This is a genomic window from Lentzea jiangxiensis, from assembly GCF_900104175.1.
In the GTDB taxonomy this organism is placed as follows: Bacteria; Actinomycetota; Actinomycetes; order Mycobacteriales; family Pseudonocardiaceae; genus Lentzea; species Lentzea jiangxiensis.
On sequence record NZ_FNIX01000010.1, the window covers coordinates 82305 to 106634 of the forward strand.

General features: G+C 70.2%; 23 protein-coding genes and 2 tRNA genes. 12 read left to right on the forward strand and 13 right to left on the reverse strand.

Annotated features, from left to right (window positions below):
• Window position 1 precedes the first annotated feature (1 nt).
• The 3 genes from BLQ91_RS24390 (at window position 2) to BLQ91_RS41595 (ending at window position 4427) form a co-directional block, all read left to right on the forward strand.
• Entirely contained in the window at window positions 2-2911 is a 2910-nt protein-coding gene (locus tag BLQ91_RS24390; RefSeq protein ID WP_090100160.1) for an alpha-mannosidase, read from the forward strand.
• A complete protein-coding gene (locus BLQ91_RS24395; protein ID WP_090100346.1) occupies window positions 2911-3810 on the forward strand; it encodes a glycoside hydrolase family 18 protein in 900 nt (299 codons plus the stop codon). The genes BLQ91_RS24390 and BLQ91_RS24395 overlap by 1 nt, the downstream gene beginning before the upstream one ends.
• Window positions 3811-4250: 440 nt before the next feature.
• Window positions 4251-4427 carry a hypothetical protein gene (locus tag BLQ91_RS41595; protein WP_176959936.1) on the forward strand — a complete coding sequence of 59 codons (177 nt, stop codon included), beginning with the start codon at window positions 4251-4253 and terminating at the stop codon, window positions 4425-4427.
• Window positions 4428-4502: 75 nt separating this feature from the next.
• On the opposite strand, the gene BLQ91_RS24400 is transcribed toward BLQ91_RS41595, so the two are convergent.
• From BLQ91_RS24400 to BLQ91_RS24410, 3 genes are read right to left on the reverse strand one after another with little or no spacing between them, the layout of a single operon-like run.
• Window positions 4503-5459 carry an ABC transporter substrate-binding protein gene (locus BLQ91_RS24400; RefSeq protein WP_218130395.1) on the reverse strand — a complete coding sequence of 319 codons (957 nt, stop codon included), beginning with the start codon at window positions 5457-5459 and terminating at the stop codon, window positions 4503-4505.
• Between the two features lie 12 nt (window positions 5460-5471).
• The gene (locus tag BLQ91_RS24405; protein WP_090100162.1) at window positions 5472-7409 is read right to left on the reverse strand and encodes an ABC transporter permease; all 1938 of its coding nucleotides are present in this window, start codon (window positions 7407-7409) and stop codon (window positions 5472-5474) included.
• Window positions 7409-8422 (reverse strand): quaternary amine ABC transporter ATP-binding protein, encoded by a 1014-nt coding sequence (locus tag BLQ91_RS24410; protein ID WP_218130396.1) that lies wholly within the window; start codon window positions 8420-8422, stop codon window positions 7409-7411. Before BLQ91_RS24410 ends, BLQ91_RS24405 begins: the two co-directional genes overlap by 1 nt.
• Before the next feature lie 248 nt (window positions 8423-8670).
• On the opposite strand from BLQ91_RS24410, the gene BLQ91_RS24415 reads away from it, so the two are divergent.
• Window positions 8671-9609, forward strand: a complete 939-nt coding sequence (locus BLQ91_RS24415; protein WP_090100166.1) for an ABC transporter substrate-binding protein — start codon at window positions 8671-8673, stop codon at window positions 9607-9609.
• A gap of 9 nt (window positions 9610-9618) precedes the next feature.
• Here BLQ91_RS24415 and BLQ91_RS24420 read toward each other — a convergent pair whose 3' ends face one another.
• Window positions 9619-11373, reverse strand: coding sequence for a hypothetical protein (locus BLQ91_RS24420; protein WP_143022790.1), 1755 nt, complete (start codon window positions 11371-11373; stop codon window positions 9619-9621).
• 19 nt (window positions 11374-11392) lie between these two features.
• Here BLQ91_RS24420 and BLQ91_RS24425 point away from each other — a divergent pair, with 19 nt between their 5' ends.
• On the forward strand, window positions 11393-12163 hold the full coding sequence (locus BLQ91_RS24425) for an alpha/beta hydrolase family protein (RefSeq protein WP_090100170.1): 771 nt from the start codon (window positions 11393-11395) through the stop codon (window positions 12161-12163).
• Window positions 12164-12210: 47 nt separating this feature from the next.
• Here the strand turns inward: BLQ91_RS24425 and BLQ91_RS24430 are convergent.
• Window positions 12211-12284 (reverse strand) — tRNA-Pro (locus BLQ91_RS24430).
• A 62-nt stretch (window positions 12285-12346) separates the two neighbouring features.
• On the opposite strand from BLQ91_RS24430, the gene BLQ91_RS24435 reads away from it, so the two are divergent.
• Window positions 12347-12417, forward strand: a tRNA-Gly gene (locus BLQ91_RS24435).
• Between the two features lie 150 nt (window positions 12418-12567).
• On the opposite strand, the gene BLQ91_RS24440 is transcribed toward BLQ91_RS24435, so the two are convergent.
• Window positions 12568-13122, reverse strand: coding sequence for an NAD(P)-dependent oxidoreductase (locus BLQ91_RS24440; RefSeq protein WP_143022791.1), 555 nt, complete (start codon window positions 13120-13122; stop codon window positions 12568-12570).
• A 57-nt stretch (window positions 13123-13179) separates the two neighbouring features.
• On the opposite strand from BLQ91_RS24440, the gene BLQ91_RS24445 reads away from it, so the two are divergent.
• The 3 genes from BLQ91_RS24445 (at window position 13180) to BLQ91_RS24455 (ending at window position 14349) form a co-directional block, all read left to right on the forward strand.
• A complete protein-coding gene (locus tag BLQ91_RS24445; RefSeq protein ID WP_218130397.1) occupies window positions 13180-13482 on the forward strand; it encodes a winged helix-turn-helix transcriptional regulator in 303 nt (100 codons plus the stop codon).
• Window positions 13479-13814 carry a VOC family protein gene (locus BLQ91_RS24450; RefSeq protein WP_090100173.1) on the forward strand — a complete coding sequence of 112 codons (336 nt, stop codon included), beginning with the start codon at window positions 13479-13481 and terminating at the stop codon, window positions 13812-13814. The genes BLQ91_RS24445 and BLQ91_RS24450 overlap by 4 nt, the downstream gene beginning before the upstream one ends.
• A gap of 199 nt (window positions 13815-14013) precedes the next feature.
• Window positions 14014-14349: a histidine triad nucleotide-binding protein gene (locus BLQ91_RS24455; RefSeq protein ID WP_236222874.1), complete on the forward strand. Its 336-nt coding sequence runs from the start codon at window positions 14014-14016 to the stop codon at window positions 14347-14349.
• On the opposite strand, the gene BLQ91_RS24460 is transcribed toward BLQ91_RS24455, so the two are convergent.
• Window positions 14330-14938 (reverse strand): MBL fold metallo-hydrolase, encoded by a 609-nt coding sequence (locus tag BLQ91_RS24460; protein WP_090100177.1) that lies wholly within the window; start codon window positions 14936-14938, stop codon window positions 14330-14332. The two genes, BLQ91_RS24455 and BLQ91_RS24460, sit on opposite strands and share 20 nt — an antisense overlap.
• The gene (locus BLQ91_RS24465) at window positions 14935-15609 is read right to left on the reverse strand and encodes a 2-phosphosulfolactate phosphatase (protein ID WP_090100179.1); all 675 of its coding nucleotides are present in this window, start codon (window positions 15607-15609) and stop codon (window positions 14935-14937) included. The genes BLQ91_RS24460 and BLQ91_RS24465 overlap by 4 nt, the downstream gene beginning before the upstream one ends.
• A 21-nt stretch (window positions 15610-15630) precedes the next feature.
• Here BLQ91_RS24465 and BLQ91_RS24470 point away from each other — a divergent pair, with 21 nt between their 5' ends.
• Window positions 15631-16092, forward strand: a complete 462-nt coding sequence (locus BLQ91_RS24470; RefSeq protein WP_090100181.1) for a ribose-5-phosphate isomerase — start codon at window positions 15631-15633, stop codon at window positions 16090-16092.
• Window positions 16092-16892, forward strand: a complete 801-nt coding sequence (locus tag BLQ91_RS24475; protein WP_090100183.1) for an Fpg/Nei family DNA glycosylase — start codon at window positions 16092-16094, stop codon at window positions 16890-16892. Before BLQ91_RS24470 ends, BLQ91_RS24475 begins: the two co-directional genes overlap by 1 nt.
• A gap of 55 nt (window positions 16893-16947) precedes the next feature.
• On the opposite strand, the gene BLQ91_RS24480 is transcribed toward BLQ91_RS24475, so the two are convergent.
• The 5 genes from BLQ91_RS24480 to BLQ91_RS24500 all read right to left on the reverse strand — a co-directional run bounded on the left by BLQ91_RS24480 (window position 16948) and on the right by BLQ91_RS24500 (window position 21576).
• Window positions 16948-17661, reverse strand: a complete 714-nt coding sequence (locus BLQ91_RS24480; RefSeq protein ID WP_090100185.1) for a hypothetical protein — start codon at window positions 17659-17661, stop codon at window positions 16948-16950.
• A gap of 57 nt (window positions 17662-17718) precedes the next feature.
• Entirely contained in the window at window positions 17719-18933 is a 1215-nt protein-coding gene (locus tag BLQ91_RS24485; RefSeq protein ID WP_090100187.1) for a GNAT family N-acetyltransferase, read from the reverse strand.
• Window positions 18934-18974: 41 nt separating this feature from the next.
• Entirely contained in the window at window positions 18975-20327 is a 1353-nt protein-coding gene (locus BLQ91_RS24490) for an aldehyde dehydrogenase family protein (protein WP_090100189.1), read from the reverse strand.
• Between the two features lie 121 nt (window positions 20328-20448).
• Entirely contained in the window at window positions 20449-20880 is a 432-nt protein-coding gene (locus BLQ91_RS42855) for a PASTA domain-containing protein (RefSeq protein ID WP_245733783.1), read from the reverse strand.
• An 87-nt stretch (window positions 20881-20967) separates the two neighbouring features.
• Window positions 20968-21576 carry a mycothiol-dependent nitroreductase Rv2466c family protein gene (locus tag BLQ91_RS24500; RefSeq protein ID WP_090100191.1) on the reverse strand — a complete coding sequence of 203 codons (609 nt, stop codon included), beginning with the start codon at window positions 21574-21576 and terminating at the stop codon, window positions 20968-20970.
• Window positions 21577-21738: 162 nt separating this feature from the next.
• Between BLQ91_RS24500 and pepN the strand changes: the two genes are divergently transcribed.
• Window positions 21739-24315, forward strand: coding sequence for an aminopeptidase N (pepN, locus tag BLQ91_RS24505; RefSeq protein ID WP_090100193.1), 2577 nt, complete (start codon window positions 21739-21741; stop codon window positions 24313-24315).
• Window positions 24316-24330 lie beyond the last annotated feature (15 nt).

The following is a 24330-nucleotide window of genomic DNA, read 5'->3' on the forward strand; positions in this document are numbered from 1 at the left end:
CATGCACGACGAACGCGCACTGCTGGAAGAACGCCTCAACCGCACGCTGAAGGAACGCATCCGCCCGGCCGTCTACGGCGAGACCGCGCCGCTGGAGCTCGCCGTGTGGACCGTGCCGGACGAGCCGGTGCCGGTCGCCGAAGCCCTGGCCGCGCAGTACGAACCCGCGAGCGTCGGCGACGCGTGGGGCGCGCCCTGGAGCACGAGCTGGTTCCGCCTCACCGGCACCGTCCCGGAGTCCTGGCGGGGCGAGCAGGTCGAGGTCGTGCTGGACCTCGGCTTCACCCACCCCGGCCCCGGTTTCCAGTCCGAGGGCCTCGCGTACACCGCCGACGGCGTGCCCGTGAAGGGCATCGAGCCCCGCAACACCCACCTGCCCGTCGACGGCCGCGAGGTGCTGTTCTACCTGGAAGCCGCCGGCAACCCGACGATCCTCGACTTCCACCCGTTCCTGCCCACCCCGCTGGGCGACAAGCGGACGGCGGGCACCGAGCCGCTGTACAAGATCCTCAGGGCCGAGCTCGCGGTGTTCCGGCCGCAGGTGTGGCACCTGATGCTCGACATCGAGGTGCTGCAGTCGCTGATGGGGGAACTGCCCGGCCACGACCCGCGCCGGCACAAGGTCCTGCACGCGCTGGACCGGGCGATGGACGTGCTCGACCTCAACGAGGTCGCCGCCACCGCCGACCTCGCCCGCGCGGAGCTGGCCGGTGTCCTCGCGCTGCCGGCGAACGCCTCGGCGCACAAGGTCTCCGCGATCGGTCACGCGCACATCGACTCCGCGTGGCTGTGGCCGTTGCGCGAGACCGTCCGCAAGTGCGCCCGCACGTTCTCGAACGTCACGAAGCTGATGGACGACTACCCGGACTTCTACTTCGCCTGCTCGCAGGCCCAGCAGTACGCGTGGATGAAGGAACACCACCCGCACGTGTGGGACCGCGTCCGCGAGAAGGTCCGCGGTGGGCAGTTCGTGCCCGTCGGCGGCATGTGGGTCGAGTCCGACACGAACATGCCCGGCGGCGAGGCGATGGCGCGCCAGCTCGTGCACGGCAAGCGCTTCTTCCTCGACAGCTTCGGCGTCGAGACCGAGGAGGTGTGGCTGCCGGACTCGTTCGGCTACAGCGCCGCGCTCCCGCAGCTGATCAAGCTGAGCGGCTCGCGGTGGTTCCTCACCCAGAAGCTGTCGTGGAACCAGGTCAACAGGTTCCCGCACCACACGTTCTGGTGGGAGGGCATCGACGGCACGCGGATCTTCACGCACTTCCCGCCCGTCGACACCTACAACTCGTCGCTGTCCGGCGAGGAGCTGGCGCGCGCGTCGAGGCAGTTCGCCGAGCACGCCAAGGCCTCGCGGTCGCTGGTGCCGTTCGGCTACGGCGACGGCGGTGGCGGCCCCACCCGCGAGATGATGGAGACCGCGCACCGCGTCGCGAACCTCGAAGGCTCCCCGACCGTGCGCGTCGAACCGCCCCGCGACTTCTTCCAGGCGGCACAGGACGAGTACCCGGACGCGCCGGTGTGGGCGGGCGAGCTGTACCTGGAGAAGCACCGCGCCACCTACACCACCCAGGCCAAGACCAAGCAGGGCAACCGGCGCAGCGAACACCTGCTGCGGGAGGCCGAGCACTGGTCGACGGCCGCCGCCCTCGCGGGTGCCGAGTACCCGTACGACGACCTCGACCGGCTGTGGAAGACCGTGCTGCTGCACCAGTTCCACGACATCCTGCCCGGCAGCTCGATCGCCTGGGTGCACCGCGAGGCCGAAGCCACCTACGCCCGCGTGGCGTCCGAGCTCGAGGCGCTGACCGCCAGGGCCGTCGACGCGCTGAAGGGCGAGGGCGACGACGAGCTGACGTTCGACGTGCTCGGCGGCGACGCCCCACGGCCGTTCGTGGCACCGGCGGACGGCGTGCTCGACAACGGCCGGCTGCGCGTCACGATCGACGCCGACGGCATCGTGCTCTCGGTCCTGGACCTCGAAGAGGGCCGCGAGGTGCTGCCGCCGCACGGGTTCGCCGGCATGCCGCAGCTGCACCGCGACAACCCGAACCAGTGGGACGCCTGGGACATCGACCCCTTCTACCGCAACTGGAAGGCCGACCTGATCCCGTCCGAGCGCGTCGACACCTCCGACGGCGTGGTCGTGCGGGCGGAGTTCGGCGACTCGGTGCTCACCCAGACAATCCGCCTGCGCGAGGGCGCGAAGCAGGTCGACTTCACCACCGAGGTCGACTGGCAGGAGCGCGAGAAGCTGCTTAAGATCGCGTTCCCGCTCGACCTGCGTGCCGAGGTCTCCACGGCCGAGACCCAGTTCGGCCACCTGCACCGCCCGGTGCACACCAACACCTCGTGGGAGGCGGCGAAGTTCGAGATCTGCGCCCACCGCTTCCTGCACGTCGGCGAACCCGGCTACGGCGTCGCGGTGGTCAACGACTCGACCTACGGCCACGAGGTCACCCGCACCACCCGTGAGGACGGCGGCACCACGACGACCGTGCGCCTGTCCCTGCTGCGCGCACCCCGTTTCCCCGACCCGGAAACCGACCAGGGCGAGCACCGCTTCCGCTACGCCCTGGTGGTCGGCGACCTGCCGGCGGCCATCGACGCCGGCTACCGCATCAACCTGCCGCCGCGGTCCGTCCGCGGCTCCGCGGCACCGCACCCCCTGGTGCGCACGGACAACCCCGCGGTCAGGGTCGAGGCCGTGAAGCTGGCCGACGACCGGTCGGGCGACGTCGTCGTCCGGCTCTACGAGGCGCACGGCGGTCGTGCGCGCGCCTCGATCAGCACCTCCTTCCCCCACCAGCGGATCCAGGAGACCGACCTGCTCGAACGGCCGCTGGCCGACGCGTCGGCCGAGGTGGTGCTGCGCCCCTTCCAAGTGATCACCCTGCGATTCACGAGGTGCTGATGAAGAAGCTGTTCCTCGCCCTGCTGCTGGTGGCGCTGGCCGCGCCACCGGCCCAGGCCGCCACCCAGAAGCGAACCGTCGTCTACTACCAGACCCAGTACAGCAACGGCGCGACCGGGACCTACGTCTCGCCCAAGCCCCTGGTCGACCGCAACACCGGCGTGACGGACGTGCTGGTGGCCGCCATCCACCTCAACGACAACAGGATCGTCCACCTCAACGACCACCCGCCGTCGCACCCGCGGTACGCGCAGATGTGGCAGGACCTCGCCGCGATGCAGGCCCGCGGCGTCAACGTGATCGGCATGGTCGGCGGCGCGGCGCCCGGCTCGTTCCAGCGGCTCGACACGCGGTTCGCCGAGTACTACCCGTTGCTGCGCGACACGATCCGCACGTACAGGCTCAACGGCGTCGATCTCGACGTCGAGGAGCGGATGTCGCTCGCGGGCATCCGGCGGGTGATCGACCAGCTGAAGGCGGACTTCGGCGCGGGCTTCCTCGTCACGCTCTCCCCGGTGGCGAGCGCGCTGCGGGGCGGCGGCAACCTGTCGGGCTTCGACTACGAGGAGCTGTACCGCAGCCACGGCTCGAAGATCGCGTGGTTCAACGGCCAGTTCTACAACGGCTGGGGCAACGCGGGCAGCACGGCGCACTACGACCAGATCATCAACCGGCGGCTGATCCCGGCGAACAAGGTCGTGCTCGGCACGCTCACCAACCCGGCGAACGGCGGGTCGGGCCACGTGAGCACGGCGACGCTCAGGAACACCGTGACGTCGTTGAAGACCAAGTACTCCGACTTCGGTGGCGTGGCCGGGTGGGAGTACTTCAACTCGCTGCCCGGGGGCACCGCCGAACCGTGGAGGTGGGCCGCCGACGTGACGGCGATGCAGCGGTAGGCCGGACGGGGCGGCGCCCTCGTCGAAGCGGAACGTGGCTGTCTCGGGGTCGTCGAGCATCCACTCCCGCCGCACGAGCGTGCGCCGGTGCGATCCGTGCCCGAACGACATGATCCGGGTCGACTTGGCGCGACGGGTCCCGGTCGGCGCGCGGCTCCTCGTCGGACAGCACCGCTGCACGTCGGCGAGGCTGAACACGTGCCAGGTGCTCTGTTCGTCGTAGTGGACCTCGGTGGCGGGGTTGGAGAACTCCGCAGGTGGGCGGCGGTCATGCCGTCGATCGTGACCCCTTACCCCGGTCGCCGGGATCCGCTGAACCGGCTCCGGGAGTGCGACGTAAGGGGTTCTGCGGCGCGAGCGTGGGTGATCGTCCGATGTGGGGGTTCACCCCTCAGGAGCACTCTCATCCTCGTCGGAGAACGAACTGAGGAGTGAGCCGGATGGAATGGACGCCCGAGGCGATCAAGGCGGAGATGGACTACCGGCAGGAGGCGCTGCGCGAGGACGCACGCCGTGCGCGGGAGTACTACCGCAACGGTGGCAAGCCGCGGTCGTGGTGGCACCGCATGACACACCGCCACGAGCCTGAGGTTCCCGCCGGACCACAGGCTGCGTGATGCCGGGGGTGGCCGTGGGGGTGGCCCTGTTCCTCTCGTCCAGGAACGGGAACCACCCCCACGGCCGGAGCGCTTCTAGGCCTTGGCCGGCAGCCACGCCTTGATCTTGTCGGCGTTGGCGTCCGCCCACTTCCCGGCGGCGTCCTCGGGCTTCATCTTGTCCTCGGCGATGTACTTCGCCACGGTGTTCTGGTCCTCGTTGGTCCACTGGAAGTTCTTGACCAGCTGGAAGGCCGGGCCGCCTCCGTCGGCGAACTTCTTGGACACGATCTTGTCGAGGTCGTAGTCCGGGTAGTCGCAGGCGACCTTCTCGGCGTCGGCGTCACAGCCGGGCTTGTACTCGGGCAGCTTGACCTTCTCGAGCTTGATCTCGTTGAGCAGCCACTGCGGCGAGTAGAAGTAGCCGATGACCCACTTCTTGTCCTTCTCCGCTTGGCGGAAGGCCTGGATCAGCGCGGTCTCGCTGCCGCCGTAGACGACCTTGTAATCGAGGTTCAGGTTCTTCACCAGGGCCTCGTCGTTGGTCACGAACGACGGGTCGCCGTCGAGCAGCTGGCCCTTGTCACCGGACTCGGACGTCTTGAACCTGTCCGCATACTTGTTGAGGTTGTTCCAGTCGAGGATGTCGGGGTGCTCCTTGGCGAGCCACGGCGGCACGTACCAGCCGATCTGCCCCTTCACGCCGGTGGAGCCCGCGCTGACGGCGGTCTTCTGCTCGTCGATGTACTTCTTGCGCAGGTCGTCGTGGCCCCAGTTCTCGACGACGGCGTCGACCTCGCCGGTGCCGAAGCCCTGCCAGGCCACCTCTTCCTTGAGCTCCTTCTTCGTGACCTTGCAGCCCAGCTCCTTTTCGGCCACGTGAGCGAGCACGGCGGCGTTCGCCTCGTAACCGACCCACGGATTGATCGCGAGGTTGAACGTGCCGCAGTCGCCGGTCGCACCCGACGAGGTGTCACCGACCTTGGCGCCACCACAACCAGCCAAAGCGAGTGCTCCCACCAGCACCGCTCCCAGCACGCTGTGCCTAGCCACTTCCCAGACCTCCTAGTTGGTCCACCGCCGGGCGGCCGCCCGGGTGAGGCGGTCGAGCATCACGCCCAGCACGACGATCGCGACACCGGCCGCGAGCCCCTTGCCGTACAACTGGCCCTGCGAGAACCCGGCCACCACGTCGTAGCCGAGCGCGCCGGCGCCGACGAGTCCGCCGACGACGACCATCGAGAGCACGTAGACCAGTCCCTGGTTGGCGGCGAGGGTCAGCGCCCCGCGCGCCATGGGCAGCTGGACCTTCGCGATCGTCTGCCACGAGCTCGACCCCAGCGCCGTGGACGCCTCGACCGCCGCGGGCGACACGGCGCGGACGCCGTCGGCGATGATCTTGATCGCGACCGGGGCCGCGAACACCACGGCCGCGATGATCGCCGTGAAGCGCGAGGCGGAGAACAACGCCAGGAACGGCACCAGGTAGACGAACGCCGGCATGACCTGCGCGGCGTCGAGGACGGGCCGGACGACCCGGTCCGCGCGCCTGCTGCGCCCCGTCCAGACACCGACGACGACGCCCAGGACCATCACCATGATCGTGGCGACCAGCGTGGACGCCAGCGTGATCATCGCGTCCTGCCACAGCCCCGTCGCGACGAGCAGGCCGAGGCACACGGCGGAGACGATCGCGGGCCTCAGGCCGCCGACCAGGAACGACAGCGCCACGACCACGAGCGCCACGAGGAACCACGGTGACTCGGCGAGCAACGCCTGCAACGGGTTGATCAGCGCGAACGTCACGAAGTCCTTGAAGCCGTACGTGAGCACCGGTAGCGAGTCCTGCGCCCACTCCGTCACGGCGGTCGCGCCCCGGGTGATCGAGCTGCCGATCTCCACGTCCGTCCGGAACTCCGCCGCCCAGAGGTAGGTGTGGGAGAGGTACACGCAGACGCCCGTGACGCCGAGCCCGCCGAACAACGCCCAGCGCGGGAGCCCGCGGCGCTCGGTGGCGGCGGTCGTCACGCGGTCCAGCACGATCGCCAGCACCACGATCGCGAGGCCCGCGTTGAACGCCGTGCCGACGTCGAGCGTCTGCAACGCCTTCACGACCGTCTTGCCGAGACCGGGTGCGTCGATCAGCGCGGCGATCGTGACCATCGACAGCGCGGCCATGATCGTCTGGTTGACGCCGAGCACGATGGTCTTGCGCGCGGACGGCAACAGCACCTTCACCAGCGTCTGCTTCCGCGTCGCCCCCAGGGACTCCGACGCCTCGACGGTGGTGCGCGGTACCGAGCGGATGGCGTGCGCGGTGAGCCGGATCGCGGGCGGCGCCGCGTAGATCAGCGTCGCGATCGTCGCCGAGGCCGGTCCGATCAGGAAGAACAGCGTCAACGGCGCCAGGTAGACGAAGGTCGGCATCGTCTGCATGAAGTCGAGCACCGGCGTCGTGACCCGGTGGGCCCGGTCGGACAGTCCCGCCCAGATCCCCAGCGGGATGCCGAAGAGCAACGAGATCACGACCGCCGACAGCGTCAGCGACAGCGTGTCCATGCTCTCCTGCCACAACCCCTGCAGGCCGAGGAACACGAAGCCCGCCACGGCGAGCAGCGCGATCCGCCAGCCAGCGGCCGCGAGGCTGACGAAGCCCGCGATCGCGACCACGCCGAGCCAGCCGACCACCGGCACCGGCCGGCCGAACGACGGCTGCGCGATCAACGCCTGGACGAACGTCACGAACTCGTCGATGACGAGCCGGATCTCGTTGAAGAAGTACAGGAAGACGGGGCTGGAGTTCCTGGACGCGCCGACGGCGTCGTTGACGTCGTTGATCCACCGGTGCAGCGGGGTCAGCTCGGAGGCGCCGAGCGGCAGCGTGCCGACGTTGCGCAGCGCCACCCACAGCACGACCCAGGCGAGCACGATCCCGCCGAGTACGAGCGCCTTCTTGTGCTGCAGCAGCCGAGGGGGTTGTCCGGGAGCGGCGACGGCGACCATCACGCCTCCCCGGCCACGACCCCGAGGATCTCCTCGTCGGCCACGACCCCGAGCAGTTCGCCGTCGCGCACGACCTTCACCGGCTTGCCGGTGCCGAGCACGCCGCGAACGGCCTCGCGCACCACGGTCTCCGGCGCGAGCTCCGGTCCGTCCAGGTCGTCGCCGGGGCGCGGCGGACGCATGATCCACTTGAGCGTCAGCACGTCCGGGCGCGGCACGTCCCGCACGAAGTCGCGCACGTAGTCGTCCGCGGGAGCGCCGACCAGCTCGTCGCCGGTGCCGATCTGCACGACCTTGCCGTCGCGCATGATCAGGATGCGGTCGCCGAGCTTGAGCGCCTCGCTCAGGTCGTGGGTGATGAAGACCATCGTCTTGCCGACCTCGCGGTGCAGCCTGATGACCTCGGACTGCATGTCGCGCCGGATCAGCGGGTCGAGCGCCGAGAAAGGTTCATCGAAGAACAAAACATCGGGATCGCCCGCGAGTGCGCGCGCAAGGCCGACGCGTTGCTGCATACCGCCGGAGAGTTGATCCGGATACGACTTCTCGTACCCGGTGAGCCCGACCAGGTCGATCACTTCCCGGGAGCGCTCCCCGCGTTTCGCGCGCGGTACCCCGCGGATTTCCAGACCGTAACCGACGTTGTCGGCGACGGTGCGGTGCGGGAGCAGTCCGAAGTGCTGGAACACCATGGAGAACTTGTTCCTGCGCAGTTCGCGCAAACGCTTGGCGTCCACCTTGAGAATGTTCTCGCCCTCGAACGTGATCGCGCCCGCGGTCGGTTCCACGAGTCTCGTGAGGCAGCGGACCAAAGTGGACTTGCCCGACCCGGACAGCCCCATGACCACGAACATCTCACCCGGAGCGACCTCGAAGTCCACTCCCCGCACGGCCGCGACGGACCCCGTCCGGTCCATCAACTCCGATCGCGACAACGCCCTGAGCTCGTCCGAACCCACCACTTGCGACGCCTTGGGGCCGAACACCTTCCACAGGTCCCTGACCGAAATCACGGGATCCACGCCAAACCACTCCGACCTGTTGCGGACTGCGCACACCGTTTCTCGATGCGCGACAGCATTGACCTTTCGCACGGGTACGGTCAAGGCCCGAAACGAATCCACTCCTTTTTGGACAACCAATCATCCTATGACTTGACTCCGTCTGATCGATGAGGAAAAGCTGAACTCACCGGTCTCCTGAACCGCTCGTTCCCCCCGACGAGGAGCTGTTCGTGCAAGCCCCCAGAATTGTTCTGGCAATGACGTTCGTGGTGACGATTGCCGGTTGTGGCAGCGGATCGACGGCGTCACCCCGCTCCAGTCCGGCCGCACCGACCGAGCCCTGCGACTCCCTCACCATCGCGGTCAACCCGTGGGTCGGCTACGAGGCGAACGCGGCCGTGATCGCGCACCTCGCCGAGACGCGGCTGGGTTGCAAGGTCACGAAGAAGGAGGTCGACGAGCAGACCGCCTGGCAGGGCCTCGACTCCGGCGAGATCGACGTCATCCTCGAGAACTGGGGCCACGAGGACCTGAAGCAGAAGTACGTCGAGGAGAAGCGCACCGCCGTGCGGGTCGGCCCGTCCGGCAACAAGGGCGTGATCGGCTGGTACGTGCCGCCGTGGATGAAGAAGGAGTTCCCGGACATCACGAACTGGCAGAACCTCAACAAGTACGCGGACAAGTTCAAGACCCCGCAGTCCGACGGCAAGGGCCAGGTGCTCGACGGCGACCCCTCGTACGTGACGAACGACGAGGCGCTGGTCAAGAACCTCGGCCTCGACTACAAGGTCGTCTACGCCGGCAGCGAGCAGGCGCTCATCAAGGCGTTCCGCCAGGCCGAGGAGAAGAAGACCCCGCTGATCGGCTACTTCTTCGAGCCGCAGTGGCTGCACCTCGACATCGAACTGGTCAAGATCGACCTGCCTGGGTACACGGCGGGCTGCGACGCGGACCCGGCCGAGGTCGCCTGCGACTACCCGCGCTACGAGCTCGACAAGATCGCCTCCAGGAAGTTCGTCGAGAAGGGCGGGCCCGCGGCACGGCTGGTCCAGAACTTCCAGTGGAGCAACGACGAGCAGGACACGGTCGCGTCGTTCATCGCCAAGTACAAGATGTCGCCCGACGAGGCGGCGAAGAGGTGGGTCGAGGCGAACCCGGACCGCGTCGAGGACTGGCTCACGAAGGCCAAGCCGTAACTTCCGTCCTCAGTTCCGGCCGCGCGACCACCACTTCTCGTCGGGACCGGAGATGTCCTCGACGCTGAGCCTGCGCACCGATCCCGCGCGCTTGAGCCGGGCCACCAGCTGGTCCTCCCGCTGCGCGAGCCGGCGGTAGATCTCCACGGCGGAGGTCTCCTGCCGGCCCTGCCGCCGTTCGACGGTCCGCCAGTTGCCGAGGAACTCGAGCGTCAGGTCCGCGACGGCCTGGCCGGCGTGGGCCGTGAGCGTGTCGGCCGGGGAGGCGAACCGCCCGGCGTGGAACGCGAGGTTGCGGGTGACGTAGAGCCACTCCAGCAGCGCGGCGGCGGTGTCCTCCTGCTCGCGCAGCCAGGCCGCGAGGACCTTCGAGTCCGCGAGCCGGTCGCGCCACAGCCCCGCCAGGTCGTGGACCAGCCCGCCCTCGTTCTCCGCCAGCGCGGTGACGGCCTGCTGCGCGGCCGCGAGCCGTTCGTCCGGGCGGTTGTGCTCGACCAGCACCTCCAGCCAGGCGTCCACGGACCTCAGGTGGTGCTTCACCCCGGTGGTCGGCACGTGCGCGTCGAGCGGCTTGCGCAGTTCGGTGTCGTGGTTGGTGAGCACGACGTGCAGGCTGACCAGGTGCTGCCGCAACACCTGCAGCGCGCACGCCTTCGCCAGCCACGCGATCTTGCCCGGGTCGAGCCCCGTCGCCTCCAGCGCGCTCCACGCGAGCCCTGCGCTGGCCATCGGCGCGTCGACCTGGCGCGCGAGGTTCGCCACCCGCATCGCGCTGCGCAGCTCGGCGGGCCAGTACGCGGTGAGCGGGTAGGCGTTGTTGACGGTCCGCCGGTGCTCGGTGCCGCGCGTGACGCGGCCGCCCGGCCCGCTGACCTGCCAGACCGGTGCGATGGTCAGCTCGGTGAGCCGCTCCCCCGCCGCGTACTGGTCGAGCACCTCGTTGAGGATCCGGCGCCCCTTCAGCGCGGCCGTGTGCACGTCCGCCGCCTCGACCGGCAACCGCACCAGCACCGACGACCCGTCCACCGCGTCCTTGAGGAAGTCGTCCTTCGGCAACCTGTTGCGGTGCAACGGCTCCTGACGCGCCTGCGGCAGCAGCTCGTCGAGGTGCCGCAGCACGCGGGCACCCCGCACCACGAACGCCACGACGTGCCGGCGCGGCTCCGGCCACAGCACGTGGCCGAGGTCGCCGGGCTTCTTGAGCCACCGCAGCAGGTCGGCCCGCAACTCCCTGCCGTCCCTGCCGTGCACCGCCACGACGACCGCGATCTCGGCGGTCATCCTGGTGCGCGACGAAAGCCCGACACCGTTCCACAGTGGAGCGATCCAGCTCCGCACGGCCTTCTCCAGCGCCCCCGGATCGAGCTTCGCCGCCGCCGCGGCCGTGACCACCGGGTCGAGCTTCTGCCCGTCGGCCGCGATGGCGGCGTCGACCCCGAGGAGGACCTTGCGCGCCGCGGCGAGCTCCTTCGCGCCGCCGTGGGCGTACGCGGGTCTGGCGGCGTCCATGCACGCCAGCGAGCTGGTGATGACGCGCCGCAGCAGGTTCCACCGCGGCTGGTCTTCGGTGGCGTGGCTCTCCAGCGCGGTCTTCGCCCGCGTGACGGCGAGGAACGCGCTGTTGAGCCCCGCCACGTGCTCCCCGAGGTGCGCGTCGGGGTCGAGCGCGCGCAGCACTCCCTGCAGGAACGCCCGCTGCCCCCGGTCGAGCCCGGCGTCGTCGAAGGCCTGCCGCAACCGGGCGTCGAGGTACTGGTAGCGCACGTGACGCACCATAGAGGGCATGGACAACCGGAAAGCGGTCTTCGCGGGCGCCCACGGCCAGGCACTGGCCGGCCGGCTCGAACTGCCCGCCGGCGACGTCACGGCGACGGCCGTGTTCGCGCACTGCTTCACCTGCGGCAAGGACTCGGTGGCCGCGACCCGCATCGCCCGCGAGCTCGCCTCCCACGGCGTCGCGGTGCTGCGCTTCGACTTCACCGGCCTCGGCCAGTCCGACGGCGACTTCGCGAACACGACGTTCACGTCCAACGTCGGCGACCTCGTCTGCGCCGCCGACCACCTGCGCGACACCATCGGCGCCCCGAGCGTCCTCATCGGACACTCGCTCGGCGGCGCCGCCGTCCTGGCCGCCGCGCACCGGGTCCCGGAGGTCAGGGCGGTCGCCACGATCGGCGCCCCCGCCGACACCGCCCACGTGGAGCACCTGCTCGGCTCGTCGCGGGAGCAGATCGAGGCGGACGGCGTGGCCGAGGTGCTGCTCGCCGGCCGCCCGTTCCGGATCGGCAACGACTTCCTGCTCGACATCAAGCAGCAGAACCAGACCGCGTGCATCGCGGGCCTCGACCGCGCACTGCTCGTGATGCACTCCCCGCAGGACGACACGGTGGGCGTCGACAACGCCAGGGTGATCTTCGACGCGGCCCGCCACCCCAAGTCGTTCGTCTCGCTGGACGGAGGCGACCACCTGCTGACCGACCGCGCGGACGCCACCTACGTGGCACGGGTGCTGGCGGCGTGGGCGAGCCGCTACCTCGCCGAGGACATGGTCTAGATGCGAAAACCCGCAGCGGTGAAGTCGCTGCGGGTTTTCGGCAACCGTCGGGGCGACAGGATTTGAACCTGCGACCCCCCGCTCCCAAAGCGGGTGCGCTACCAAACTGCGCCACGCCCCGGTTGCACCAAGCTTACCGCCACCCGCTAAGGTATTGATCGCAGCCCCGACAAGGGCGGCAACGCGGGCGTAGCTCAATGGTAGAGCCCTAGTCTTCCAAACTAGCTACGCGGGTTCGATTCCCGTCGCCCGCTCGCGGCCGAGGCCGACCTGTGTCTGCGAAGAGCGCAGACCGGGTCGGCCTTTCGCATTTCTCCTGGGGGCCGAGCCCCCCAGACCCCGGCCGGGGCGGTCCCCGGACCCCCGTCTGTGTTGTGTGGCTCACGCGGACGCGGTTGTGCGGCTCACGCCGACGCGATGCCCACCTGCGTGCGGCGGTGCGCGGGCCGGTCGATCTCGTCCACGACGGCCAGCGCGAAGTCCTCGTAGGTCAGTTCGTCGGCCGGGTCGACCGAGCCGATCCGGTACGTGCCCGTCGGGGTGCCGCCGAAGTCGCCGACGGGGCTCATCACCAGCCAGTCGGCCTCGGAGGCCGCGAGCACCGCGACGCCCGCCGCGTGGCCCAGGCAGAACGGCCGGTGCTCGTCCGGGAAGTCCGGGCGGTCGACCAGGCGGACGCCCGGCGCCGTCTCCAGCAGCGGGTAGACGCCGACCACGATGATCCGGCCGGCGCCGGAGGCCACCAGCGCGCGGGCCGCCTCCGCGTAGAACTCCGCCGGGTCGCGGGAGAGGTCCACCACCGCGCTCACCGCCACGTCGTGCGCGGCGGCCACCTCCGCCGCGGCCTGCACCCCCGGAGTGCGGCCGACCTCCGCCACCTCGTGGCCGCGGGCTCGCGCCACCTGCGTGATCCGGCGTCCCGCCTGGCCGGACGCCCCGAATACAACGATCTTCGCCATGAGCGCGAAGGTAGGGTGCGGAAGTCCGGTTTCCGCAACGGTATCGGGGGTGACCAGGTGGAATGCGCGCACGGGGAACTGCCGTACCGCATCGGTGACAAGTGGACCGCGCACGTGCTGCGGGCGTTGCAGGGCGGGCGGCGGCGGTTCACCGAGCTGCGGGCCGGGCTGCCGGGCGTGACGGCCAAGGTGCTCACCGAGACGCTGCGGGCGATGGAGCGCGAAGGAGCGGTTTCGCGCGAGGCGTTCGCGGAGAACCCGCCGCGGGTCGAGTACGAGCTGACGGCTCGCGGGCGCAAGCTGCTCGGCCTGCTCGACCTGTGTTGTGACTGGGCACGAGAGAACCTGGTGGAGACGTGAGGCTCGAACAGATCGTCATCGACAGCAACGACCCCGGCAAGCTCGTCCGCTTCTGGGCGGAGCTGCTCGGCGGTGAGCCGGTGAACCGCGAGCACGGCTGGGCGCACGTCGAGCCGCCCGGTGGTGTGCGGATGTCGTTCCAGCCGGTGCCGGAGCGCAAGGACGTGAAGAACCGGCTGCACCTCGACTTCCAGGTCGACGACATCGAGGCCTCGGTCGTGAAGGCGGTCAGCCTGGGCGCCACCCGCGAGGGCGTCGTGCACACCGACGAGCAGGGCAGCTTCCAGGTCATGCGCGACCCCGAGGGCAACGAGTTCTGCTTCGTCCGCTGAGGAACTACTGGACGGCGCGCCAGAGCGCCTCACCGAAGCGGATCGCGAGGAGCAGGAGCAGCAGCCCGATCGCGAAACTGATGAGGCACCGGACGACGACCAGGAGTTTGGCGCCCTTCACCCGGCCATGATCCACCGCGGGCGGGCGCGGGCGACAGAGTCCATCGGGCCCAATGCCCGTTGCCAATACCATGCCGGTGTGACCGACTGCCTGTTCTGCCGCATCGTCGCGGGCGAGATCCCGGCGACCGTCGTGGCGGAGACCGACACGACCCTCGCGTTCCGCGACATCGACCCCAAGGCGCCCACGCACGTCCTGGTGATCCCCAAGGAGCACCACCGGGAGATCGGCGACGTCGACCCGGCGCTCGCGGGGCAGGTCCTCGCCACCGCGCACCAGGTCGCGAAGTCCGAGGGCATCGACTCCTCCGGCTACCGGCTGGTGTTCAACACGGGCCGGGACGGCGGCCAGACCGTCTTCCACGTGCACTGCCACGTCCTCGGCGGGCGCGGCCTCACGTGGCCTCCGGGATAGCCATCTCCCGCACGAAGGCCGCGTCGACCGGGTCCCCGTGACCCGGCACGACGATCCGCGGGTCCAGCCGGAGCAGCAGGTCGAGGACGCGGCGCCAGTTCGACGGCGTCGCGTCCGGGCCCGCCTGCGCGGGAGCGCCCTGCTCGACCAGGTCGCCCGCGAACACCACCCCGGCGTCCGGCACGTGCACGACGACGTCGTGCGAGGTGTGCGCGGGACCGAAGTGGTGCAGGTCGACCCGCCGGCCGCCGACGTCGAGCGTGACGGTGTCGCGGAACGTGTGCGTGGGCGCGACCAGCCTGCCCTCGAAAGGGTCGCGGTAGTACTTCGCCCGGTCGTCGAGCAGCCTCTCGTCGACCACGCAGTCCTCGTGCGCCCACACCTCGCACGGCAGGAACGCCTCGGTGGCCAGCACGTGGTCGAAGTGGTTGTGCGTCAACACGACCCGCGACGGGCTGATCTCGCGGGCCAGGGCGGGGTCCATGCCGGAGTCCACGAGCAGCGAGTCACCGGAGCCGGTGACGTGGCCGAGGGTCAGGTCCAGCTCGGTGTGCCGGCGGACGAACACGCCGTCCGCGATCTCGATCACCGGAGCACCCCGCCGACCAGCACCGGTGCGGTGTCGCTGACCCCGAGCTCGACCGCGAGCCCCACGTCCGCGGCGTGCCCGTTGTCGATCAGCTCCCGGCCCGACCCGCACTCCCGGACCGCGGTGGCGACGTCGGTGCCCCGGAACGCCGTGACGGCGAGCCGCGCCTCCGGTGAGGCCTTTCCGTCCAGCGCGGCCAGCACCGCGCCCGCCCCCAGGTAGTCCTCGACGCACGGCCGCAACGGCCCGAACTCGCGCGGCCCGCCGCTCGTCGAGATGTCGAGACCCCAGCGCTCGCCGCCGGGGACCAGTCCGATGGTCTCCCCCAGCTCCTGGGCGCGCCGCGCCACCGCCTCCGCGTTGCGCAGGCAGGCCGCCAGCACGTGGGCTCCCGTCCGCGCCGCCAGCTCGCAGAGGTTCGACCCGTTCGGCGACGGCAGGTCGACCACACCGGTGGCTCCGACGAGTGATGCCGGTCGCAGCGTCCTGCCCGATGCCGGGCCCCACCGCGACGGCCGCACCTGGCCACCGCTCGAGACCACGAGGTCGACGGACGTGGTGAACGACAGCACGTCGACGACGACCAGCACGTCGCAGCCCCGCAGGGCCTCGACGCCCTCGGGCCCCCACTCCAGCCTCAGCTGGTACCCCTCCTGGCTGAACACACCCACCAGCGTGTCAGACTCCGTGACGTGCGCGTTTATCTGGCAGCAGACCACGCTGGCTTCGAGCTGAAGTCCCACCTGTCCACGGCCCTCACCGAGCAGGGTTACGAGGTCGTCGACGTCGGTGCCCACACCTACGACGCCCAAGACGACTACGTGTCGTTCTGCGTCGACGCCGCGGAGAAGGTCGTCGCGGATCCCGGCAGCCTCGGCGTCGTCATCGGCGGTTCGGGCAACGGCGAGCAGATCGCCGCGAACAAGGTGAAGGGCGCCCGCGCCGCGCTGGCGTGGAACGTCGACACCGCCCAGCTCGCCCGCCAGCACAACGACGCCCTGCTCGTCGGCATCGGCGCGCGCCAGCACTCGGCGGAGGAGGCGACCGAGATCGTGTCGGCGTTCCTCAGGACGCCGTTCTCGGGCGAGCCGCGCCACCAGCGCCGCATCGACCAGGTGAGCGCCTACGAGAGCCCTGCCGAGAACAAGGCCTGATGCCCGAGGGCCACACGCTGCACCGCCTCGCGCGGCTGCACCAGCGCCGGTACGCGGGCAGGCCCGTGTCCGTCAGCAGTCCGCAGGGACGCTTCGCGGCGTCCCTTGTGGACGGACGGAGGCTGGTCCGCGCCGAGGCGCACGGCAAGCACCTGTTCCACGTGTACGGGCCGGACGCGATCGTGCACGTGCACCTCGGGCTGTACGGGACGTTCACCGAGTCGCCGCTGCCGGTCCTGCTGCCCGTCGGCCAGGTCCGCATGCGGATGGTCGGCGAGACGCACTGGACCGACCTGCGCGGGCCCACGGCGTGCGAGGTGCTGAACAAGGCCGAGGCCAAGGCGATCCGCGACCGGCTCGGGCCCGACCCGTTGCGCCGCGACGCCGACCCCGGCCTCGCCTTCGAGCGGATCACGCGGTCCAGGCAGTCGCTCGCCGTGCTGCTGATGGACCAGCGGGTCCTCGCGGGTGTCGGCAACGTCTACCGCGCCGAGGTGCTGTTCCGGCACAACGTGAACCCGCTGCTGACCGGCGGCGAGGTGAGCCGCGAGCTGTGGGACGCCATCTGGGCCGACCTGGTCGTGCTGATGAAGGACGGCGTGAAGGTCGGCCGGATCGACACCGTCCGCAAGGAGCACCTGCCGAAGGCGATGGGCCGGGCGCCGCGCGTGGACCGGCACGGCGGTGAGGTGTACGTCTACCGCCGGGCCGGAGAGCCTTGCTTCCTCTGCGGCACCGAGGTCCTGACGACGGAACTGGCGGGCCGGAACCTCTTCTGGTGCCCCGTCTGCCAGTCCTGATCCGAGGCCGGACCGGTTTTCGGGCTGCGGCTGGACGGTGCTCGGCGATGAGCACTCAGAAGTCGAACCCGCCCATGTCGCCGAAGTCGAAGCCGCCGGAGTCGCCCATGTCGGCGGCGCCGCCCATGTCCCCCATGCCCATGTCCCCCATGCCCATGTCGCCGACACCGTGCATGCCGGAGAACATGGCATCCATGAGCAGGAACGTGCCCACGCCCCATGCGCCGGCCACGAGCGCGGGCTTCCACCACGGCTCGGAGTACCAGCCGCGCGGCACCGGACGGCCCGCGACCACGCCGCCGGGGTAGTAGTACGGCGTGCCCGAACCGGAGTTCGGCGAGGCGGCGTACCGGTGGCCCTCGACGCTGACCTGCCGGCTCTCGCTGACGGCACCCGCCTGCCTCTGGGCGGCGCTCTCGGGCAGCGCCGGTCCGGGGTCCATGCCCATGGCCTCCCGGGCCGCGCGCACGTAGTGCAGGCCCTCCATCGCCGTCTCGGTGACGAGCCGCGCCTGCGGGATCGTGCGGGCCTGCTCCATCTGCGACCCGGCGGCGGTGAAGCGTTCGGACGCGTCCGCCATCGCCTGCGTCGCCGCGGCGTTGCTGCCGGTGAGGCTCATCACCTGCCCGCCCAGCCGTTCGACCCAGCGGCGTGCTTCCGCCTTGGCGTCGTCGAGCTCACGCGCCTTGCGCGCGTTGCTCTGGCTGACCAGGTAGAACACGCCCGCGGCCAGCAGTACCAGCACAACGACCCACACGATGGTGCCCACGGCATTACCTCCCACGCCAGGTGAACCGTCAACGTGTGAGCGCCGGTGGTAGTTCCGTCAGAAGACCTCGGGGCAATGCGGCTCACGTGCGCCGAGGAACGCGATCGTCAGCGCGTCGACATGTCCGGGCGTGTGCTCGGCCACGCGGTGTGCACGCTTGAGCACGGAAAGCCGTGCCCCGCCGAGGAAAGCACTGCCGAGCGCGGCGATGTCGAGCGACACGTCCGCCGGGTCCTCCGTGCGCGTGACGACGGCTTCGCCGCCCCTTACGGTGAAGCGCCACCGGCCGGAGTTCCACGGGCAGAACCGGTCCTCGACCTCCAGCACACTGTCCACATCGGACGAATACCGGCGCAGCGGCAGGGCGCGGTCGACGTCGACGATCCGCACCCACAGCGCGTCGCTCGCCTCGCGGACGACCTTGCGCGGGTTGTCGACCATGTGCAGCACCGGGTCGTCCCACGAGCTGAAGAAGGAGATGGACGACGCGAGGTCCATGTCGAGCAGGAAGCGGTAGAGGTCGGCGTAGGCCTGGTCGGTCTCGCACACCAGCTCGCGCACGTGCAGCTCGTGGCGCGGCCCGGTCGAGTCGCCGTCGTGCTTCACGCGGAACACCACGTACCCCTCGGGGTGCAGGGCGTAGCGGTAGGCGGTGAGCCCGCCGCGGTCGACCTCCCGGTCACCGAGGTGCACGTCCCAGGTGTGCTCGACCCGGCTGAGCCACCCGACGCGCGTGCGGCGCACCCGGTCGTGCACCTCGCGCATGAACGGCAGGGCCTCCTCGCGGGTGACCTGGCGGATCCGCATGTCGCTCACGTGCACGCCCGCGTGGAACGGCATGTGCGTCGGCAGCTTCATCTTCGACATGGTGGTCGCGTACTCGCCGTAGCCGTAGCGGCGGTAGATCGAGCCCTCCGACGCCCACAGGATCGCGATGGGCTCACCGCCGTCGTGCATGCCGTGCAGCTGCGTCTCCATCAGCAACGTCGCCACGCCGCGCCGCCGGTGCCCCGGTTTCACCGACACGACCGTCACCGCGCCGACCGGCGCCGTGCGGTCACCCGGGACGGTGAGCTCTCGGGTCAGCACGGCCGCGGTGCCGATCATCTCGTCGCGGTCGAACACGGCGTGCGCGCGGTCGTGTTCGAGGACCTTGAGCCACTTGCTGTCCTCGCCGGAGGGTTCGTCGAGGAACGCCCACGCCATCACCCGCTGGAACTCGGGTACGTCGGATCGGTCGATGGTCCTGATGCTCAGCGCCGAGTCAGCCATAGCGGCAGTGATACGCCGCCACGACGACTCCCGCAGCTCAATTACCGCTGGACCGATTTGAGTTCGCAGAACTCGTCGAGGCCGAACCTGCCGAACTCGCGCCCGTTGCCCGACTGCCGGTAGCCGCCGAACGGCGCGCTGGTGTTGAACGCGGCGGCGTTGATGTCGACCTGCCCGGTGCGCAGCCGCCGGGCGACGCGCAGGGCCCGGTCGGTGTCGGCGGAGAACACGCCACCCGCCAGCCCGTAGATGGTCGAGTTCGCGATGCGCACCGCGTCGTCCTCGTCGGTGTACGGCATGACCGACAGCACCGGCCCGAAGATCTCCTCCTGCGCGATCGTCATCTCCGGCGTGACGTCGCCGAACACCGTCGGCGTGACGTAGAAGCCCTGCGGGAGTGGCGCTTCGGGCCCGCCGGCGGCGAGCCGCGCGCCCTCCTCGACCCCCTTGCGGATGTAGCCCACGACGCGGTCGCGCTGCGCCTTCGACACGGCCGGCCCGATTCGCGTCCGCGGGTCACCCGGGTCGGCCGGGACGTACTTCCCGGCGGCCTGCGCGGCGAGCTCCACGGCCTCGTCGTGCCGGTCGGCCGGCACGAGCAGCCGCGTCCACGCGCTGCACGCCTGGCCGTTGTTCATGAACGAGTTCGCCACGGCGATCTTCACCGCGCGCCCGAGATCGGCGTCGTCGAGCACGATGCACGCCGACTTCCCGCCGAGCTCCAGCGCGACCCGCTTGACCGTCTCCGCGGCCACCGCCGACACCCGCCGCCCGGCCTTGGTCGACCCGGTGAACGACACCATGTCGACGCCGGGGTGCGCGGCCAGCGCCTCGCCGACCACCGGCCCGGTGCCGTGCACGAGCTGGAACACGCCCTCCGGCGTCGCCCCGGCGACGATCTCGGCGAGCAGGTCCGCCGTGCCCGGCGCGAGCTCGCTCGGCTTGAGCACCACGGTGTTGCCCGCGGCGAGCGCCGGAACGACCTTCGCGACCATCTGCTGCAGCGGGAAGTTCCACGGCGTGATGGCCGCGACGACCCCGACCGGCTCGCGGAAGACCAGCGAGTTGCCGATCTCCTCCGGCTCGAAGTACCCGGCCCCCAGCACCTCCGCGACGCCCTCCGCGATGGCGATGGGGTTCGTGACCTGCACCTTCTGGCTGAAGGTGAGTGGCGTGCCCATCTCCCGCGTCATGGTCGCGGCGAGCTCTTCGGACCGTGCCCTCAGCCCGTCGATGACCGCCCGGACCACCTCGGCGCGTTCGTCGACCGAAGTCCGCGACCACGCCGGGAAGGCGGCGACGGCGGCGGACACGGCCGCGTCGACGTCGGCCGGCGTGCCTTCGGCGACGGTGCCGACGACTTCCTCGGTGGCGGGGTTGACTACCTCGATCACGGGAGCCCTCCAGGCGGGGTGTGACACTTGCAGCGCAGACGGGCTCCAGACTGTCACATCCGTCCGACTGGGTCACTCCGGCCCGGGTCGCTCCGGCCTGGGTCACGCCGGCCCGGCGTGGTCAGCCGTCGATCTTCTGCGCGGTCAGCAGGATCTTCGTGTCGCAGTCGACGACCGTGCCCGGCGAGACGTTCTGCGCGGTGGTCTTCCAGTTGCGGTCGTTGACGAGCAGACGGCCCTGGCCGCTCGCGTCCTCCTCGGTGAGGAAGAACAGGCCGGCTTTCTGCATGGTGTCCTGCGCGGTCTGGTGGATCATGCCGACGACGTTCGGCACGGTGCAGGTCTTCACCTCGGGCGCGGCCGCGGTCGTCGGCGGTGCCTGGGCGGGCTGGGACGCCTGCGGGGTGGGCGCGGCGGGCGGCGTGGACGCGTTCGACGACGAAGTGGCGGTCGGCGTGCACGCGGCGGTCAGGAACAACAGCGAGGCGGCGGCGAGGGCGGTGCGCATGACCGGCCTGTCGCGGAAGGCGCCGGTCCCGTTACGGAGCGTCACCCGTACGTGTGAACGGCGACGGCGCCGCACCGGATCGCGAAGACCTCGGCACGGCGCCATCCACCGCGGACCGGGAACCGCAGTGGCTCAGCTGAAGTCGAGCTCGCCGGTCCGGGTGCGCTTGAGCTCGAAGAAGTACGGGAAGCCGGCCAGCATCCGCGCACCGTCGAAGATCGTGCCCGCCTCCTCGCCGCGGGGGATCTTCGTCAGCACCGGGCCGAAGAACGCTACGCCGTCGATGTGGATGGTCGGCGTGCCGACGTCCATGCCGACCGGGTCCATGCCGCGGTGGTGCGAGGCGCGCAGGGCCTCGTCGTACTCGGTCGAGGTGGCGGCCTCGGCGAGCTCGGCGGGCAGGTCGGCGTCCGCGAGTGCCAGCTCGACGACCTCCGCGAAGTCCTGGTTGCTCTCGTTGTGGATGCGCGTGCCCATCGCGGCGTACAGCTTCGGCAGCACCTCGTTGCCGAACTTCTGCTCCGCGGCGATGGCGACGCGGACCGGCCCCCAGCCCTTGGTCATGAGCTCCCTGTACTGCTCGGGCAGGTCGCGGCCCTCGTTCAGCACGGCGAGGCTCATCACGTGGAAGCTCAGGTCGATGTCGCGGACCTTCTCCACCTCGAGGATCCACCGGGAGGAGATCCAGGCGAACGGGCAAAGTGGGTCGAAGTAGAAGTCGACCTTCGCCTTGTCGGTCATGCGTGCCCCTTTAGTGACGGTAGGTGGCGTTATCGCCCCATCAGCCCAACCAGATCACCCTGTCATCTCTTCCCGCGCGGCGCTTCCGTGATTGGATGCGGGAGTCATAACCATTCCGACGACGTCAGCGCGTAACCAAACGCGTGGCAGACGAGGTGACCAGTGGCCGCGCCCAACCTCACCCGCGACCAGGCTCAGGAACGTGCTGAGCTGCTGGAAGTGGAGTCCTACCGGATCGAGCTGGACCTGACCGACGGCGGCGGAAAGCCGGGTTCGGACACGTTCCGCTCCACCACCACCGTGGTGTTCCGCAGCCGGACTCCGGGTGCTTCCTCGTGGATCGACCTCGTGGCGGCGACCGTGCACCGCGCTGTGCTCAACGGCAACGAGCTCGACGTCTCCGACTACCGCGAGGAGGACGGCGTCAAGCTGCCGGACCTCGCGGAGACCAACGAGCTGACGATCGAGGCCGACTGCCGGTACATGAACACCGGCGAGGGCCTGCACCGGTTCGTCGACCCGGTCGACGGCGGCGTGTACCTGTACTCGCAGTTCGAGACCGCGGACGCCAAGCGCATGTTCGCGTGCTTCGACCAGCCCGATCTCAAGTCCGTCTACTCCATGAAGGTGACGGCGCCGCACGACTGGAAGGTCATCTCGAACGGCGAGATCACCGCCACCGAGGCCGGCGAGGGCGGCGCGGACGTGCACACGTTCGCCACGACCAAGCCGATGTCGACCTACATCGTGGCGCTGGTCGCCGGTCCGTACGCCGAGTGGCGCGACGAGTTCGTCAGCCAGAACCCTGACGGCAGCGACTTCAAGATCCCGCTCGGCATCTACTGCCGCGCGTCGCTCGCCCCGCACATGGACCACGAGCGGCTGTTCACCGAGACCAAGCAGGGCTTCGGGTTCTTCCACAAGGCGTTCGGGGTGCAGTACCCGTTCGGCAAGTACGACCAGTGCTTCGTGCCGGAGTTCAACGCGGGCGCGATGGAGAACGCGGGCTGCGTCACGTTCCTCGAGGACTACGTCTTCCGCAGCCGCGTCACCCGCTACCTCTACGAGCGCCGCGCCGAGACCGTGCTGCACGAGATGGCGCACATGTGGTTCGGCGACCTGGTCACCATGCGCTGGTGGGACGACCTGTGGCTGAACGAGTCGTTCGCCACCTGGGCGTCCGTGCTCGCGCAGGCCGAGGCCACCGAGTACCGCCAGGCGTGGACGACGTTCGCGAAGATCGAGAAGTCGTGGGCCTACCGGCAAGACCAGCTGCCCTCGACGCACCCGGTCGCCGCGGACATCCCGGACGTGCAGGCGGTCGAGGTCAACTTCGACGGCATCACCTACGCCAAGGGCGCTTCCGTGCTGAAGCAGCTCGTCGCGTACGTCGGGCTGGAGAACTTCCTGGCGGGCCTGCGGGTCTACTTCGCCAAGCACGCCTGGGGCAACGCGACGCTCGCGGACCTGCTCGGCGCGCTGGAGGAGGCGTCGGGCCGCGACCTGTCGTGGTGGAGCGCGCAGTGGCTGGAGACGACGGGCCTGAACCTGTTGCGCCCCAAGTTCACCGTGGACGCTTCGGGCAGGTTCACCGAGTTCGCGGTGCTGCAGGGCGGCGCGCGTCCGGGCGCCGGTGAGCTGCGCACGCACCGCATCGCGATCGGCGTCTACGACGACGACGGCTCCGGCAAGCTCGTCCGCACGCACCGCCACGAGCTGGACGTGACGGGCGACCGCACCGAGGTCCCCGAACTGGTCGGCGTGCACCGCGGCAAGATCGTGCTGGTCAACGACGACGACCTGACGTACTGCACGATGCGCCTCGACCCGGACTCGCTGGCCGCGCTGATCGACCACATCTCCGACATCGCCGAGCCGCTGCCGCGCACGCTGTGCTGGTCGGCCGCGTGGGAGATGACCCGCGAGGCCGAGCTCAAGGCCCGCGACTTCGTGAACCTGGTCCTCGGCGGCCTGGGGTCCGAGACCGAGGTCGGCGTGGTGCAGCGGCTCCTGCTGCAGGCGCAGACCTCGCTGTCGTCCTACGCGGACGACTCGTGGCGTGCCGAGGGCTGGCGCCGGTTCGTCGCGAAGGCGCTGGAGCTGGCGCGGGCGGCCGAGCCGGGCTCCGACCACCAGCTGGCGTTCGTCAACGCGCTGACCTCGTCGGTGCTCGACGACTCCACTGTGGACGTCCTGCGCGGCTGGTACGACGGCAGCGCCGTGCTGGAGGGCCTGGACGTCGACACGGACCTGCGCTGGCGCCTGCTGCACGCCCTCGTCGCGCACGGCAAGGCGGACCTGGCGGACATCAACGCCGAGGAGGAGCGCGACCCGACCTCCACCGGTCACCGCCGCGCCCAGTCGGCCCGCGCGCTGCGTCCGACCACCGAGGCCAAGGACGAGGCGTGGGACCGCGCCGTGAACGACGACGACCTGCCCAACGCGGTCAGCGAGGCGATCATCGCGGGCATCTCGCACCCCGGCCAGAAGGAACTGCTCGCCCCGTACGTCGAGCGCTACTTCGCCGACGTGAAGGGTGTGTGGGACCGCCGCTCCTCCGAGCGCGCGCAGTCCGTGGTGGTCGGGATGTTCCCGGCGTGGGCGATCTCGAAGTCCACTGTGGAGGCAGCCGACGCGTGGCTGGCCGACGAGCACCCGCCGGCCCTGCGCCGCCTGGTGTCCGAAGGCCGGGCGGGCATCGTGCGGGCCCTTGCGGCACAGGAGTTCGACCGCTCCTGACGTTCGTGGCGAAAG

Coding starts and splice junctions, on each gene's coding strand:
- BLQ91_RS24485 (WP_090100187.1), bottom strand. CDS start 18,933: ATGGCTGACTCGGCGCTGAGCATCAGGACCATCGACCGATCCGACGTA.
- BLQ91_RS24500 (WP_090100191.1), bottom strand. CDS start 21,576: ATGACCGACAAGGCGAAGGTCGACTTCTACTTCGACCCACTTTGCCCG.
- BLQ91_RS24390 (WP_090100160.1), top strand. CDS start 2: ATGCACGACGAACGCGCACTGCTGGAAGAACGCCTCAACCGCACGCTG.
- BLQ91_RS24440 (WP_143022791.1), bottom strand. CDS start 13,122: ATGGCGAAGATCGTTGTATTCGGGGCGTCCGGCCAGGCGGGACGCCGG.
- BLQ91_RS24415 (WP_090100166.1), top strand. CDS start 8,671: ATGACGTTCGTGGTGACGATTGCCGGTTGTGGCAGCGGATCGACGGCG.
- BLQ91_RS24425 (WP_090100170.1), top strand. CDS start 11,393: ATGGACAACCGGAAAGCGGTCTTCGCGGGCGCCCACGGCCAGGCACTG.
- BLQ91_RS24405 (WP_090100162.1), bottom strand. CDS start 7,409: ATGGTCGCCGTCGCCGCTCCCGGACAACCCCCTCGGCTGCTGCAGCAC.
- BLQ91_RS24395 (WP_090100346.1), top strand. CDS start 2,911: ATGAAGAAGCTGTTCCTCGCCCTGCTGCTGGTGGCGCTGGCCGCGCCA.
- BLQ91_RS41595 (WP_176959936.1), top strand. CDS start 4,251: ATGGAATGGACGCCCGAGGCGATCAAGGCGGAGATGGACTACCGGCAG.
- BLQ91_RS24475 (WP_090100183.1), top strand. CDS start 16,092: ATGCCCGAGGGCCACACGCTGCACCGCCTCGCGCGGCTGCACCAGCGC.